This window comes from Clostridium sp. MCC353 (assembly GCF_018785315.1).
Taxonomy (GTDB): domain Bacteria; phylum Bacillota; class Clostridia; order Lachnospirales; family Lachnospiraceae; genus CHH4-2.
Genome location: NZ_WQPN01000098.1, coordinates 23,499 through 37,450, shown reverse-complemented (window position 1 = coordinate 37,450; position 13,952 = coordinate 23,499). Strand labels below are relative to the sequence as shown.

14 protein-coding genes are annotated in these 13,952 nt (G+C 45.8%); 8 read left to right on the top strand and 6 right to left on the bottom strand.

Annotated features, from left to right (window positions below; all coding sequences use genetic code 11):
• Positions 1 to 619 precede the first annotated feature (619 nt).
• The 3 genes from GPL15_RS17285 to GPL15_RS17275 are packed head-to-tail and all read right to left on the bottom strand — an operon-like array spanning position 620 to position 1,681.
• A complete protein-coding gene (locus tag GPL15_RS17285) occupies positions 620 to 832 on the bottom strand; it encodes a hypothetical protein (protein WP_215699941.1) in 213 nt (70 codons plus the stop codon).
• Positions 833 to 885: 53 nt separating this feature from the next.
• Complete coding sequence (locus GPL15_RS17280; RefSeq protein WP_215699940.1) at positions 886 to 1,158, bottom strand: DUF6092 family protein; 273 nt, start codon at positions 1,156 to 1,158, stop codon at positions 886 to 888.
• A complete protein-coding gene (locus GPL15_RS17275) occupies positions 1,145 to 1,681 on the bottom strand; it encodes a nitroreductase family protein (RefSeq protein WP_215699939.1) in 537 nt (178 codons plus the stop codon). Before GPL15_RS17275 ends, GPL15_RS17280 begins: the two co-directional genes overlap by 14 nt.
• 183 nt (positions 1,682 to 1,864) lie before the next feature.
• Here GPL15_RS17275 and GPL15_RS17270 point away from each other — a divergent pair, with 183 nt between their 5' ends.
• The gene (locus GPL15_RS17270; RefSeq protein WP_215699938.1) at positions 1,865 to 2,803 is read left to right on the top strand and encodes an AEC family transporter; all 939 of its coding nucleotides are present in this window, start codon (positions 1,865 to 1,867) and stop codon (positions 2,801 to 2,803) included.
• Positions 2,804 to 2,864: 61 nt separating this feature from the next.
• On the opposite strand, the gene GPL15_RS17265 is transcribed toward GPL15_RS17270, so the two are convergent.
• Positions 2,865 to 4,538, bottom strand: coding sequence for an OPT/YSL family transporter (locus GPL15_RS17265; RefSeq protein ID WP_215699937.1), 1,674 nt, complete (start codon positions 4,536 to 4,538; stop codon positions 2,865 to 2,867).
• 226 nt (positions 4,539 to 4,764) lie between these two features.
• On the opposite strand from GPL15_RS17265, the gene GPL15_RS17260 reads away from it, so the two are divergent.
• The 4 genes from GPL15_RS17260 to GPL15_RS17245 all read left to right on the top strand — a co-directional run bounded on the left by GPL15_RS17260 (position 4,765) and on the right by GPL15_RS17245 (position 8,076).
• Positions 4,765 to 5,706 carry a DUF1177 domain-containing protein gene (locus tag GPL15_RS17260; protein ID WP_215699936.1) on the top strand — a complete coding sequence of 314 codons (942 nt, stop codon included), beginning with the start codon at positions 4,765 to 4,767 and terminating at the stop codon, positions 5,704 to 5,706.
• Between the two features lie 19 nt (positions 5,707 to 5,725).
• Positions 5,726 to 6,400 carry an AroM family protein gene (locus GPL15_RS17255; RefSeq protein WP_215699935.1) on the top strand — a complete coding sequence of 225 codons (675 nt, stop codon included), beginning with the start codon at positions 5,726 to 5,728 and terminating at the stop codon, positions 6,398 to 6,400.
• Positions 6,401 to 6,410: 10 nt separating this feature from the next.
• Complete coding sequence (locus GPL15_RS17250; protein ID WP_215699934.1) at positions 6,411 to 7,352, top strand: aminopeptidase; 942 nt, start codon at positions 6,411 to 6,413, stop codon at positions 7,350 to 7,352.
• A gap of 70 nt (positions 7,353 to 7,422) precedes the next feature.
• Positions 7,423 to 8,076: an aspartate/glutamate racemase family protein gene (locus GPL15_RS17245; protein ID WP_215699933.1), complete on the top strand. Its 654-nt coding sequence runs from the start codon at positions 7,423 to 7,425 to the stop codon at positions 8,074 to 8,076.
• A 69-nt stretch (positions 8,077 to 8,145) separates the two neighbouring features.
• Here GPL15_RS17245 and GPL15_RS17240 read toward each other — a convergent pair whose 3' ends face one another.
• Complete coding sequence (locus GPL15_RS17240) at positions 8,146 to 8,550, bottom strand: hypothetical protein (protein ID WP_215699932.1); 405 nt, start codon at positions 8,548 to 8,550, stop codon at positions 8,146 to 8,148.
• A gap of 226 nt (positions 8,551 to 8,776) precedes the next feature.
• On the opposite strand from GPL15_RS17240, the gene GPL15_RS17235 reads away from it, so the two are divergent.
• Positions 8,777 to 10,417, top strand: a complete 1,641-nt coding sequence (locus GPL15_RS17235) for a Na/Pi cotransporter family protein (RefSeq protein WP_215699931.1) — start codon at positions 8,777 to 8,779, stop codon at positions 10,415 to 10,417.
• Between the two features lie 99 nt (positions 10,418 to 10,516).
• Here the strand turns inward: GPL15_RS17235 and GPL15_RS17230 are convergent, their stop codons facing one another.
• Positions 10,517 to 11,542: a LacI family DNA-binding transcriptional regulator gene (locus tag GPL15_RS17230; protein WP_215699930.1), complete on the bottom strand. Its 1,026-nt coding sequence runs from the start codon at positions 11,540 to 11,542 to the stop codon at positions 10,517 to 10,519.
• 274 nt (positions 11,543 to 11,816) lie between these two features.
• Between GPL15_RS17230 and xylB the strand changes: the two genes are divergently transcribed.
• Both xylB and GPL15_RS17220 read left to right on the top strand, forming a co-directional pair.
• On the top strand, positions 11,817 to 13,286 hold the full coding sequence (xylB, locus tag GPL15_RS17225; RefSeq protein ID WP_215699929.1) for a xylulokinase: 1,470 nt from the start codon (positions 11,817 to 11,819) through the stop codon (positions 13,284 to 13,286).
• A 21-nt stretch (positions 13,287 to 13,307) separates the two neighbouring features.
• Complete coding sequence (locus GPL15_RS17220; RefSeq protein ID WP_215699928.1) at positions 13,308 to 13,928, top strand: DUF4867 family protein; 621 nt, start codon at positions 13,308 to 13,310, stop codon at positions 13,926 to 13,928.
• Positions 13,929 to 13,952: the final 24 nt, after the last annotated feature.

The following is a 13,952-nucleotide window of genomic DNA, read 5'->3' as shown; positions in this document are numbered from 1 at the left end:
GGTGGGGATTAACAGTAAAAGGCCAAGGCATTTTCGAAAATGCCTTCAGGGTTGATGTTAAATGGTGTGGGGATTTACATAAAAAGGCGAAGCCATTTTCGAAAATACCTTCCCCCTTTATGTAAAATTTGCTTTTAATTACTTTAGCCAAAGAAAAACCAGCAGGAAAGCGGGCCTCCACCCCCGTCCGTCCCCATTCCCAGGATTCATGGCTGTGTACTGGTCTGATAAAGGATAAATAAAGATTTGGAGAAGGAGTGTAGAAAAAGCAAAGACATGTTTGATTGAGGCGTTGTTTGGTGTTTTGTGCAGATTATGGCATAGATATTTTATGTAACTGACCTGGGGATTAACAGTAAAGCGTCAAGGCATTTTCGAAAATGCCTTGAGGGTTGATGTTAAATGGTGTGGGGATTTACATAAAAAGGCGAAGCCATTTTCGAAAATGCCTTCACCCTTTATGTCACCCTTTATGTTAAATTTGCTTTTAATTACTTTAGCCAGAGAATACCAGCAGGAGAGTGGGACGAGGGAACGGAGGTGGAATTGGATGTTTGGAGGCGGCCAGGGGAACGGAATCCGTCGGTGATGAAAGCCATCTGGAAACCGTTAGTGAAACTTAGGCTCCAGGGATGGAAAAAGACGGGCAGAAACTGAAAACCAAATCAGTTTCTGAGATGCCCACTGAACGGTAAAGTCCCATAAAGAGTTTACCGTGAATGGGCATCGGACCGTCTTTTTTCATCCCTGGAGTCTTAGTTTCACTTACGGTTGGAAGCCGGTTTTCATCACCGACGGATTCCGCTCCCCCTGGCCGCCTCCAAACATCCAATTCCACCTCCGTTCCCTCGTCCCACTCTCCTGCGTAACTTTCTCACCTAAATCTCAATTTACAAAATCCACCAGTTTCGCTGCCGCATCCTGGAGCATTTGATAAAAGGCCTTTTCGTCGGACATGGTTTTGCCTTTTCCACTTTCGATAATCTCAACCAGTTCTTTTAAATCCTGGTTTTCAGGGTTTTCTGCCAGCATCAGGCGGCACAGCCTCTGGGATGCCTCGATCATGCGGAGAGGGCCGTAGATTCTGGGTTCGCCTTCTAATCCGGCGGCGCTGGTTATCATGTAAACCAGCAGTTCAAAATAATCATTCTGATTCATTGTTATCCTCCCATGCGTTAAAATGTACGATCTCTTCCAGGGACTTCCGGCGGGCGGTTCTGGGTTCGCTCTGGGGATAGCCGATGGAGATGAGAAGTTCCAGACGGTAATATTCCGGCAGTTTCAGCAGTTTTTTGACTGCCGCCGCGTTATAGGATTTAATGGCACAGGTGCCGAGACCCAGTTCCACGGCTTCCAGCATGATGTTTTCCGCTGCCATGGAGGCGTCCATCATGCAGCCGTAGACTTCTGAGTTGGGGGAACCGTGTTTTAAGGCGTAGTCCATGTCGGAACAGACGGCCAGGATTACGGGCGGCCTGCCGCTGAGGCCGGGGCTGAAAAGGTCCACTTTGCGGACCAGATCAGGATCGGTCAGGAAAAAGAATTTCCAGGCCTGAAGATTGCTGGCGCTGGGGGCCAGCCTTCCCGCTTCCGCCAATTTTAACAGCAGGTCACGGGGGATGGGGCGGCTGTCAAATGAGCGGATACTCCGCCGCAGTTTAATTGCTTCTGATACATCCATATGCAGTTCCTTTCCTGAATGACCGGAGAAATAAATGTTCCGGCATTCATAAAAAATAAATAGTTCTTGCTCATTTACAGAATTGTATTAAAATTGAAAGTAATAGTTCAGGATAGGGGAAAACATGTCCTGGGCGGTTAAACGATTTAAAATATTGACAGGAATAAAAGGAGAACAGCCGGGATGGATTATTTTTTTATCATATTTCCCAAATTGCTGAGTTTTTTAATACTGATTTTAATGGGGTACACGGTCTCAAAATTGGGAATTGTGAAGGAATGCAGTTTATCTTCCATTTCCGGGCTCCTGATTAAGCTGGTGCTTCCGTGCCTTACTGTTTCACTTCTTTATGAAAATAAGACCACATTTGCGGGACTGGCTGAATATCACAGGGTGGTGATCTGGCAGGTGGGCACGTACTTTCTGATGGCGGCAGTTGGAATCCTATGCAGCCGTTTGGCTAGTCTTCCTCCGCTTACGGCTTGTGTCCATCAGGGGTGTATGGTGGGAGGCAATTATGGGTTTGTAGTGATCCCCCTCATTATGGCGCTGTTTACAGAGGCGTCCGACAGGCAGTATATTCCGGTCTGTTCCGCTGTGGATACCGTAGTGGTGTGGACGCTTGGGCTGACCCTTTTTACGAGAGGCAAGGCGGGATCTTTTAAAGAACTTGGAAAAAAGCTGCTGAATCCTATTTTGATATCCATATTTTGTGCCCTCATCATCAATTCCCTGAATATCGTTTTGCCGGAGCCATTTGTATATGTGATCGATTCGGTAGGAAGCGTCAGTTACAGCATGGGGTTGGTTTATCTGGGGTGTACAATCTGTTTTTTGAAAAAGCCGGGGGTGTCGGAGATCAGGAGTATTTCCATGATTGTAGGAACTAAACTGGTTCTTATTCCGGCGGCTGTATTTTTAATATCTTCACAGTTTCTTCCTTTGACGGAAAGCCTGATACTGATGCTGATTGCAGGAGCGCCGTCTATGACAACCTCCAGTATGATTGCGAAGCAGTACGGACTGGATGAAGGATACGCATCTACGGCGGTATTTGTGACTACCATAAGCTGTATGGGTACAATTCCGTTGATTTTTCTTATCACATCCTGGATCAGATAGAGGAAAAGGCCGACGCAGTAAGAAAACGCTGCGGCGGCCCTTTTTATGTAGTTGATAACTGTTATTTCTTCTTCGCCAATCCCAGCGTGGCTGTAAAGAAACTGTATACTGCGGCTCCGGCCAAAGCACCGGCGCCCAGGATGTTGAGGATCTGCTCATTCGCTTTATTGCGTTTCACTGCGATATAGCGGATGATAAGGCCGACGATAATGGTTACACCATTCATGGTAGTTCCAACCAGCAGACCTGTTGCAAACAGGATACCGATCTGTCTGTTACCGCCGATTAACTGAATGATGGCTCCTGGGATTGCCCAGATGAGAAGCCATTTTGCAACTTCAGTGTTGGTGCCTGCATCGATGGTGGTAGCAAATGTCTTGCTGACAGGTGCGAATAAGCCCTGGTCAAAATACTTGGTAGCAAGGAATGCAACCATGAGGAATGCGATGACAAATGACATCATTTCAGCGTAATACTGCTGTTTTCTTCCCTCTTTTTCTAGCTCGGGGTATTGGCCTGAACCTCTCAGGATATAGCCGCATTTTAAATCATATGCCATATCGGAGAATGCAGGGCCTGTAGCTGATGTAAAACCGACTAATACAGCTAAAGCTAAAGGCGGGAAGCCTAAAAGCATACCAACGATCAGGAAAATAAGGGCTGTTGCAAATCCCGGGAACCATCCGGAATACATGGCGGAAATACCAACGATTAATTCTGATGAAAGTGCGGCAAAGGCTGCGAAAATCAGCCATACAATGAACATTCCAACGCTCATATCAGAAATAATACCGCAGATCACAGCCAGGAGAAGGGCTACTGCCATATAGGCTACGAAGCCAAGGCCCAATGTTTTCTTTAAAACAACCATACTGCTTGTAAATTTGCCTGCAGCCGTATCATCATTACCGCTTTTCTTAAACAGCATGCGTGCGCACTGAAGAAGGGATACGGCGCCTGCTCCGATCATAACTCCATGGGGCATGTAATTAATCATTGCATAATCACTGAATACAAATTCTGCTCCGAAGAGATTGCTTGCCAATGTTGCCGTATGTCCAAACAGAGAAAGTGAAATACTGTTTGTCTTGATAACTCCGATGATGATAGATCCAACGCCAAGAGCTAACATAGCAAAGAAGTCGCCGAACCAGGAAACACCAAGAAGGTCTGTAGGAATACCGGCTATCTTTCCAATCCAGCCAATTGCAATACCAATGATTAAAAGGAAAGCTTTCCGTCCTTTTTCAACAACTGCGAGAATGGATTGGGCGGCAGCTACTCCGGGAGGCCATGCACCTTCTGCCGGATACATCTCTGAATCAAAGGTTTTGTAAAGGATAGTAGCGTCGATGCAGGTAGCTAAAAATACACCGATCAGCATAGGGAACATCAGTTCAGGTTTCCCCATAACAACAGGGATACCGATTGGAAGAATCAAACAGTTGGCAGCAGAGAAGGTAGCGCCGGAAATTGCTGTTTGAATCAGGTTCTGCCTATGTACACTTCTGTATTTTTTAAGAAGCGTAATCGGGATTCTGGAAATCAGAATTGCGAACAGCGCACCTACAATCGAAGTATTAGGAGTAACACCGGTTCTTACAATCAACTCCAATCCGATAATGGCGCCAAGAGCACACATGACTACGTTAAGGACTAAAACGGTAGGTTCATATGCCTTTGGGTGTTCTGATGCAGGAATAATCAGTTCCTGGGGAATTTTTTCTTTCTCCATATTTCACTCTCCTTTTTAGAATAATATTAAGAAAGATGACCAAATATTAGTTATGGTCATCCATATCTTTATAAAGATTTTATACAAAAAATAAAAAAAAGTCAAATAAAATAAAAATTTCATAAAAATGAGATTGAAATGCATTGCATATAAATAGCTTATTCTATATAATTTAGATAAAACCGATAAACATTGCAAATAATTTGATAAAAATGGAGGTAGTGAGATGTTGATTAAACAAGTGATTGAAACCTTTGATGTATTAGACAGCAGTACGGTTACTGGAAAAGATGTGGAAAACTATCTGAAGAGTATTAAACCGGATGCTAATATTGAAGTGTATGAATTAAAGGGACCAAAAGGCAGCACAGATATGGTTAAAGTACGTATTCCCGGACTGCATGGTAAATCTTCCGGCGGCAGTGCGCCGACTATCGGAATTTTGGGACGTCTTGGAGGAATTGGCGCTCGTCCGGAGATGATTGGATTCGTATCGGACGGGGACGGAGCCCTGGCAGCGATCAGTGTTGCTGCAAAACTGCTGGATATGCAGATGAAAGGGGATTTCCTGGAGGGGGATGTATTTGTCTCCACACAAATCTGTCCTCATGCTCCCACTGCGCCTCACTTCCCGGTACCATTTATGGGATCACCGGTTGAGATGTCACAGGTGAATAGAGAAGAGGTTTCTCCTGAGCTGGATGCCATTCTTTCTGTGGATACAACAAAGGGAAACAGGGTGATCAATACCAGAGGGTTTGCGATTTCACCAACTGTTAAAGAGGGATATATACTGAAAACCTCAGAAGATCTGCTGGAGCAGATGCAGATTACCACGGGACGGCTTCCATATGTATTCCCGCTGGCAACCCAGGATATCACGCCTTATGGCAATGACGTCCATCATTTAAACAGCATCCTTCAGCCGGCAACAGCTACCAATGCTCCTGTAGTGGGAGTTGCGCTGACAACAGAAGTTATGGTTCCGGGCTGCGCCACAGGAGCCAGCCATTTTGCGGATGTGGAAGAGGCGTCCAGATTTATGCTGGAAGTTGCCAAATATTTTGGAAAAGGAACACTTAAATTCTACGATGAAGATGAATACGCTCTGATACAGAAATTGTACGGGCCTATGAATCACCTTCAGACGCTGGGCAAAAAGGATTGATGATAAGGAGGTACCGGATATGAAGATTGGCGCGGTGACCATCGGACAGGCCCCGAGAGTTGATGTAACATGTGATATCATGGATATTTTTAACGGAAAGATCGAACTGCTGCAGAGAGGCGGCCTGGACGGCCTGACAAAAGAGCAAATTGCGGAGTTTAAGCCGGAAGAAGGGGATTATGTGCTGGTTTCCAGGCTGACAGACGGTACATCCATGACATTTGCAGAGCGGTATATTCTGCCCAGGCTGCAGGAGTGTATTGATGAACTGGAAGCAGAAGGGGTGCGGTTAATCATGTTTTTCTGTACCGGGGATTTCCCCGACAGCCTGACCGCTCATGTGCCCCTTGTATATCCCTGTAATATTTTAAATAAAGTCGTTCCGCTTTTGACAAAGGATTCCAATATTGTGACTGTCACCCCATCACCTCTTCAGGTGGAGCAGTGTGAGAAAAAATGGTCGGAATATGTGAAGAACGTGAAAGCGATTCCCGCATCTCCTTATGGGCCGTGGGAGGATCTGGAACGGGCGGCAAAAGAGATTAAGGACATGGATGCGGACCTGGTGGTTCTGGATTGTATAGGATTTACCCAGGAGATGAAAAATATGTTTGCCAGGGAAACCGGAAAGCTGGTGGTTCTTCCCAGAACCCTGCTGGCGAGAGTTATTTCAGAATTAACAGATGTGGAATAGGAGCATTATAATGAATTTAATCGATATATCAAAAAATATCCTGACCTCATGCCTGGACGCAAAACCAGGCGAGGAGGTGTTTATTGTTACGGATGATACGCGGGTGCCAATTGCTGAGGCGCTTTATGAAGGAGCAAAAGAGCTGGGCTGTGAAGCCATGATGACAATTATGAAGGAGAGGGAGCTGAACGGACAGGAACCGCCGAAAGCGATTGCGGAAGCTATGAAGGCCGCTGATATTGTGATCTGTCCGACAGCCAAATCACTGACCCACACCAATGCCAGAATCAATGCGGCTAAGGAGGGAACCAGAGTTGCCACCATGCCGGGTATTACCGAAGCCATGTTTGGCGCAGGGGCCATGACCGCCAATTATGATGAAGTGGAAAAGCTGACGGCCAAAATTACTGATCTTTTGACTGAGTGCAGGACGGCCCGCATTGAAAAAGACGGATGCGTTCTGAATCTGAAACTGGAAGGCCGGAACGGAATCCCCAGTCCGGGAATCTACAGAAAACCGGGACAGTGCGGCAATCTGCCGTCGGGTGAAGCGTATATTGCACCACTGGAAGACGGAGTGGACGGTGAAATGATCATTGACGGTTCCATGGTCGGGATCGGCAAGCTGGAATCCCCTCTTCATGTTGTAATTGAAAAGGGCAGACTGAAAAAAGTCAGCGGACAATACAGTGAAAAACTGGACATCCTGCTGGCTAATGAAAGAAATGCCACAGTTGGAGAGCTGGGAATCGGAACCAATGAAGCCGCGGTTTTAAACGGAATTATCCTGGAAGATGAGAAGGTGTACGGCACGGTCCATATCGCGTTTGGAACCAATACTTCATTTGGCGGAGTGAACAAAGCGGACTGCCATATGGATGGGATTATACTGAATCCAACCCTTTATTTTGACGATAAACTGATCATAGACAAGGGTAAATTTGTAGTTTAGCTGTAACAGTTAAGACCTGTCTGAGCTGTTACGTTTAGCCTAAAGCGGATTGGAGAAGGGAGTGGGGCAAATGGACGGTAAATTCAGAGTTGGGGTGATCCGGGTTTTGACATCGGATGACCAGGAATTTGTAGATATGCACGGAAAGATTATTGAGGAACATTTTCCGGGTATTGAGTGTATTTCAAAGTGCATTCCGGATCAGCCGGAAGGGATACACAGCCATGAGCTGGAGCAGATTGCGGTTCCAAAGATCGTGGAAACGGCCAAATCATTTGAAAATGTGGACATGATCATTGTGAGCTGCGCGGATGATCCGGGGGTAGCGGAGATCAGGGAAGCGATTCCTGGAATTCCTGTTACAGGCGGCGGTGAGACAACGGTTGCCCTGGCCACAAAATACGGACAGAAAATTGCGATTCTTGGTATCGTGGATTACGCTCCGAAAGCCTATCTCAGGATGATTCCGGATAAGCTGATTGCGGTTGGAAAGCCGGAAGGCGTGGAGAGCACGTTGGATCTGATGACGCCGGAAGGAAGGGCCAGCTGCCTCAAAAAGGCACGGGAACTGAAGGAGATGGGGGCGGAGGTAATCGCTCTCGGATGTACCGGTCTGACCACCATTGGAATTGCGAAGGAGATTGAAGAAGAGGTTCAGATACCGGTGATTGATCCGGTGCTGGCGGAAGGGGTTTTTGCTTATTTTGAATCGATTCGGAAGTAGTGGGGAATAGGAAGATATGGGAAAAACCGTCGGGCGGATGGAATGCCGGGCGGTTTTTCTATATAAAAATTATATATCTAATTTTTCATTTATCTTGTGAAGAAGGGATATTATTTCACTGAAGCCCATAAATAGAATACCTACTGCAACAGAATTTATTATAATAATCAGTCCAGATAAAAAACTATGAGTCATGACACCAATACAAAGCCCGGAAATAATACCAAAATATAATATAATCATACCTACTATATTCATAGTTACTGCGTTAGAATTTTGTTTAATGTCTTTTTTATTCTTCAGGCGATGTGTAAAAAAATTATTCAGGTGATTGAGAACCTGAGTTTCAAGATCTGGATTCATTATTGTTTCCGAATCCTCTTGTATATCCGGTTTCTGTTGTAAGCTAAGGCCACAGTTTTTACAAAACTTGCAGTTATCTGGGTTTTCAGTATTACATCTTGGACAGTTCATATAAATTCCCCCTTAATTTTCCTTATATGAAGATAATATCATAAATATCGGAGAATATAAAATAAAAACTTAAATAAAACTATAAGACCGGTCTTTACATATACCGGCGTTATGTAAAATCCATGTTAAATATAGGTTAAACCTCAGCCAACCCTATTGAGATTTTCCCCATTTTCTGTCTATAATTGTAAAGTCCGGTTAACAATTATATTAATGGAGGAATTTTATGGGAATAACACAGATTATGAATTTATTTGGAGGGCTGGCTTTATTCTTATATGGAATGCAGATGATGAGCGGCGGCCTGGAGGCGGCGGCCGGAAACCGCATGAAGCAGATTCTGGAGAAGCTGACGTCCAACCGGTTTTTAGGTGTGGCGGTGGGAGCGGGAATCACTGCGGTGATCCAGTCTTCTTCTGCAACAACCGTTATGGTAGTGGGATTTGTTAACTCTGGAATGATGACGCTGCGCCAGGCGGTTTGGATCATCATGGGCGCCAATGTGGGAACTACCATTACAGGGCAGTTAATCGCATTGGACGTGGGAGCGATTGCCCCTTTATTCGCATTTTTTGGCGTTGCTATGATTGTATTTGTAAAGAAACTCCATATTCAGCATTATGGGCAGATTGTTGCCGGGCTTGGCATCCTTTTTATCGGTATGGAGATGATGAGCGGTTCAATGGTTCCACTCAGGGAATCTCCGGCATTTGTAGATTTAATGACTAAATTTTCTAATCCGCTGCTTGGAATACTGGCAGGCGCGGTGTTTACCGCGGTGATCCAGTCTTCTTCCGCCTCTGTCGGAATTTTACAGGCTCTGGCGGTGAGCGGGGTGATCGGGCTTCCAAGCGCTGTTTATGTGCTGTTCGGTCAGAATATAGGTACTTGTATTACCGCGGTTTTAGCAGCCATAGGAACCAGCAGAAATGCAAAAAGAGCAACGATCATCCATCTGATTTTCAATGTATTTGGCACGTTCTTGTTTACTGTGATTTGTATGCTGTTTCCGCTTGCTTTGGCGGTGGAACATTTTACACCGGGAAACCCGGCGGCGCAGATTGCCAATATGCACACGCTGTTTAACCTGGTTACCACTGCGCTGCTTCTGCCATTTGGGACGAAACTGGCGTCGTTGGCGGAACGGATTCTCCCGGAGCAGGAAGGGGAAATCTCAGAAGGATTTACTCTGGCTTATATGAAGCCTGTGGATTATAATGGTGAACTTTCAATCGGAGCGTCTGCCATTGCCATTACCAGTATACGCAATGAATTGGTGCGCATGGCGGATATGGCCAAGGAAAATGTGGATCTCAGTTTCCGGGCGATTTTAGACGGTAATCCCGGATATATGGAGCAGATTGAGAAAACGGAAGACTATGTGGATTTCCTGAATCAGGAGATTGCAAAGGGAATTTCCAGAGTAATTGTAAATGAGGCAAATGATGATGATTCCAAGTTAATCAGCGCTCTTTTTAAAGTCACCGGCAATATTGAACGAATCAGCGACCACGCCATGAACCTGGGCGGATATGCGAAACTTCTGGATGAACTTCATATTACCCTTTCGGAAGAAGCCAGAAAAGAAGTGGAACAGATGCATCAGATGAGCATGACCGCTATGGACTATATGTCCTGTATTGAAAATGAACCGGAATCCCTTTATATGAAGATAGAGGAACTGGAACAGCAGTTTGATGATATGACGGTATATTTCCGCCAGAGCCAGATCGGGCGGCTGAAGAGCCAGAAGTGCTCGGATGAAGCCTGTGTGATCTATTCTGAGATGCTGACGGATTTTGAGAGGATTGGAGATCATATTTTGAATATCGGACAGGAGATGAGGAGCTGTCCGGCGGGCGTGTAAGGGTGAATTTAACATAAAGGGTGAAGGCATTTTCAGAAATGGCCTGACGTTTTACTTTAAAACGTCAGGCCATTTCTGAAAATGCCTTCACCCTTTATGTTAAATGTTTTCCTGGATCTTAATGGACGCTTCCGTATACTGCAGGGGGTCTGCCGGATAAACCCCGGTAGACAGATAATCGAACAGCAGTTTAACTGGCCGTGAGCCCTGCTGGAATGGCTGCTGGCAGATTGTGGCTGAAATAACCCCGTCGCGCAGCATCTGCCTGGTGGTTTCTACCGCGTCGAAAGATATTATCTTGAGTTTATGTTCTTTATGGTGGTCTAAAACAGCCCGGCAGCCGCCATATACTCCCGCAGCCGTAAAATACAGCGCATTCATATCCGGATACTTGGTAATCAGTTCAGAGGTGGCTTTGTAACTCTGGAATTCATCATCCTGGTTTTCCACGATCTCAAGGCTTTCCATCTGGGGGAATTTTTTCCGGATCGTATCTAAAAATCCGTTAATCCGTTCCGTATGGCATAAAACCAGAGGGGATCCCGTAATAATGCCGACTTTCGCCACGCCGCCTGTGATCAGTCCCATGAGCCCGCCGGCTGTACATCCGCACTGATAATAATTGCTGCCTACATAGGCAATGCGTTTGGAATCGGAAATATCTGTATTGGTGGTGATCGTCGGAATGCCCATCTTAAACAGTTCGTTGATCTTGCGGCTGATTTCCGGAGCGTTATAGGGGGAAAGAACCAGTCCATGGATGCCGGATTCCAGGAGCGAATTGATGGCATCCAGCTGCGCCTGTATATTAAAGGGAGTACGCTTTATTAAAATTGTACAGCCATATCCCTCCAGTTTTTCCCGCTGGTATTCCACTCCTTCCACCACATCGTCGAAATATTTATTGCCGTTATTTTCGCCAAAAAGCAGAACACCTAATGTAATCTTCTTTTTTTGGGCAGCTAAAGCGAGGGCGGCCTTGTTTGGCTGATAGTTCAGCGCCTGGACGATTTCACGTATTCTTTTTTCTGTTTCAGGATTGACTGATCCTCGGTTGTTCAGAACACGGTCTACTGTGCCTCTGGAAACTCCTGCTAATGCCGCGATCTCTTTTAACGTTGTCATAAACTACCCCTTCAAGTGATAAATTAACCCTACAAGATTAGAATAGCATGTAATGTTTACAGTGTCAAATCCATTTTTTGTGCCCGTGATTAATATGTCGATAGAAGGGAGAAAACGTGTTGATATCAGAAAAAAACGAAAAAAATCATGTAATAATGTTTAATAAAGTATTAAAAACAAAAAATATATTGACTAAATTTACCAAATGTGTTAATGTGGGATTAGTTGATAACGTGCACGAGCACAATTGGATACATATAAAAGGGGGACAGATATGTTATTTGCAGGCATTGATTTGGGCACCTCCTCGGTAAAGCTGCTTCTTATGGATGATATGGGAAAGATTGTAAAGGTGGTCTCAAAAGAGTATCCGCTGTATTTCCCTAATCCCGGCTGGTCTGAGCAAAGGCCGGAGGATTGGTATGAGAAGTCAATCGAGGGATTGAAGGAGCTTTTGGAAGGATGCGATAAGTCACAGGTGGCGGGAATCAGCTTCGGCGGCCAGATGCATGGACTTGTTATCCTGGATGAAGAGGATCAGGTGATCCGCCCGGCTATTCTCTGGAATGACGGAAGGACCGTTGAGGAGTGCGATTACCTCAATCAGGTGATCGGCATGGATAAGCTTTCCGAATATACGGCTAATATTTCATTTACCGGTTTTACAGCGCCTAAGATTTTATGGGTTAAGAATAAGGAACCGGAGAATTTTGCAAGAATTAAGAAGATCATGCTTCCAAAAGACTATCTGGCATATAAATTGAGCGGGGTTCATTGTACCGATGTGTCGGATGCTTCGGGAATGCTGCTGTTTGATGTTAAGAACCGCTGCTGGTCTGATGAGATGATAGAGATTTGCGGAATCAGGAAAGAACAGCTTGCGAAGATTTATGAGAGCTACGAAGCGGTGGGAACCTTAAAACCTGAGATCGCGGAGGAATTAGGACTTTCCGGTCAAGTGGTGATAGCCGCAGGAGCGGGAGATAATGCGGCGGCGGCCGTAGGAACCGGAACCGTAGGAGATGGAATGTGCAATGTTTCCATCGGAACCAGCGGAACCATTTTCATCTCTTCTGATAAATTTGGGGTGGATCCCCATAACGCCCTTCATGCATTTGCACATGCGGACGGGCATTACCATCTGATGGGATGTATGCTCAGCGCGGCGTCCTGCAACAAGTGGTGGATGGATGAGATTTTAAAAACCGACGAGTATGCGAAAGAGCAGGCGCAGATTCAAAAGCTGGGTGAAAACCATGTATATTTCCTTCCTTATTTGATGGGAGAGCGTTCCCCGCACAATGATCCGTTTGCAAGAGGAACATTTATCGGGATGACCATGGATACCACAAGGGAAGATATGACGCAGGCTGTGCTGGAAGGCGTGGCATTTGCATTCAGGGACTGCCTGGAAGTTGCCAAGAGCCTGGGAATCCAGATTAAGAGAACGAAGATATGCGGCGGCGGCGCCAAGAGCCCTCTGTGGGTGAAGATGATTGCCAATGTATTAAACCTGAAGGTAGACCTTTTGGAGAGCGAAGAGGGTCCGTCTTTGGGAGGCGCGATGCTGGCGGCCGTGGCATGCGGAGCGTATGACAGCGTGGTTGATATCGCGGATAAGCTGGTTAAGGTGGTTTCCACCGTGGAACCGGAGCCGGAACTGGTTGAGAAGTATGAGGAGCGGTATCAGCAGTTTAAAGAGATCTATCCTGCATGTAAGGAGTTGTATAAAAAGATTGTGTAAACATCGGGAAAGGAAATGTCTATGAAGATATATCAGATAACAGATGCTGAGTTCAGAAAATATGGAAGAAAAGTGACAGGAGTTGACTGGGAGCCCTTATTAAAGGCCATGGAAGCCATACCGGTAAAACAGGAGGTTGTCTATGAACCGTCCGTACCGGAATTGGAAGCGGTTCCGGTTTATGAAGTGCTTCGGGACAGGATTTACGGGGAACTGCCGATTCAGATCGGATACTGCAATGGACACAATTATCTGCTGAACGCTGTGGAATACCACCGCAGTTCAGAGATCAATGTGGCGGCCACGGATTTGATTCTTCTGTTGGGCAGACAGCAGGATATCACAGATGATTTTACATATGATACCTCGCTCATCGAGGCATTTTTCGTACCGGCAGGAACGGCGGTGGAGCTGTATGCGGACACCCTCCACTATGCGCCGTGCAATGCGGATGAGAACGGATTTAAAGATGTAATTGTACTTCCTAAGGACACCAATCTGCCCCTTGATAAAGAACATAAGGGCGGAGAGGACGGGCTTTTGACAGCCAAAAACAAGTGGCTGATCGGCCATAAGGAAGCAGGGCTTCCTGAGGGAACCTGCCTTGGATTAATCGGTAATAATGTTTCTGTTAAGGAATAGAAAAATGTGAGCTGTCGAAGACAG

What these genes read in the sequence shown, in the direction of transcription:
- GPL15_RS17280 (WP_215699940.1), bottom strand. Translation starts at nt 1,158, where the DNA reads ATGAATCAGAATGATTATTTTGAACTGCTGGTTTACATGATAACCAGC.
- GPL15_RS17275 (WP_215699939.1), bottom strand. Translation starts at nt 1,681, where the DNA reads ATGGATGTATCAGAAGCAATTAAACTGCGGCGGAGTATCCGCTCATTT.
- GPL15_RS17270 (WP_215699938.1), top strand. Translation starts at nt 1,865, where the DNA reads ATGGATTATTTTTTTATCATATTTCCCAAATTGCTGAGTTTTTTAATA.
- GPL15_RS17265 (WP_215699937.1), bottom strand. Translation starts at nt 4,538, where the DNA reads ATGGAGAAAGAAAAAATTCCCCAGGAACTGATTATTCCTGCATCAGAA.
- GPL15_RS17260 (WP_215699936.1), top strand. Translation starts at nt 4,765, where the DNA reads ATGTTGATTAAACAAGTGATTGAAACCTTTGATGTATTAGACAGCAGT.
- GPL15_RS17255 (WP_215699935.1), top strand. Translation starts at nt 5,726, where the DNA reads ATGAAGATTGGCGCGGTGACCATCGGACAGGCCCCGAGAGTTGATGTA.
- GPL15_RS17250 (WP_215699934.1), top strand. Translation starts at nt 6,411, where the DNA reads ATGAATTTAATCGATATATCAAAAAATATCCTGACCTCATGCCTGGAC.
- GPL15_RS17245 (WP_215699933.1), top strand. Translation starts at nt 7,423, where the DNA reads ATGGACGGTAAATTCAGAGTTGGGGTGATCCGGGTTTTGACATCGGAT.
- GPL15_RS17240 (WP_215699932.1), bottom strand. Translation starts at nt 8,550, where the DNA reads ATGAACTGTCCAAGATGTAATACTGAAAACCCAGATAACTGCAAGTTT.
- GPL15_RS17235 (WP_215699931.1), top strand. Translation starts at nt 8,777, where the DNA reads ATGGGAATAACACAGATTATGAATTTATTTGGAGGGCTGGCTTTATTC.
- GPL15_RS17230 (WP_215699930.1), bottom strand. Translation starts at nt 11,542, where the DNA reads ATGACAACGTTAAAAGAGATCGCGGCATTAGCAGGAGTTTCCAGAGGC.
- xylB (WP_215699929.1), top strand. Translation starts at nt 11,817, where the DNA reads ATGTTATTTGCAGGCATTGATTTGGGCACCTCCTCGGTAAAGCTGCTT.
- GPL15_RS17220 (WP_215699928.1), top strand. Translation starts at nt 13,308, where the DNA reads ATGAAGATATATCAGATAACAGATGCTGAGTTCAGAAAATATGGAAGA.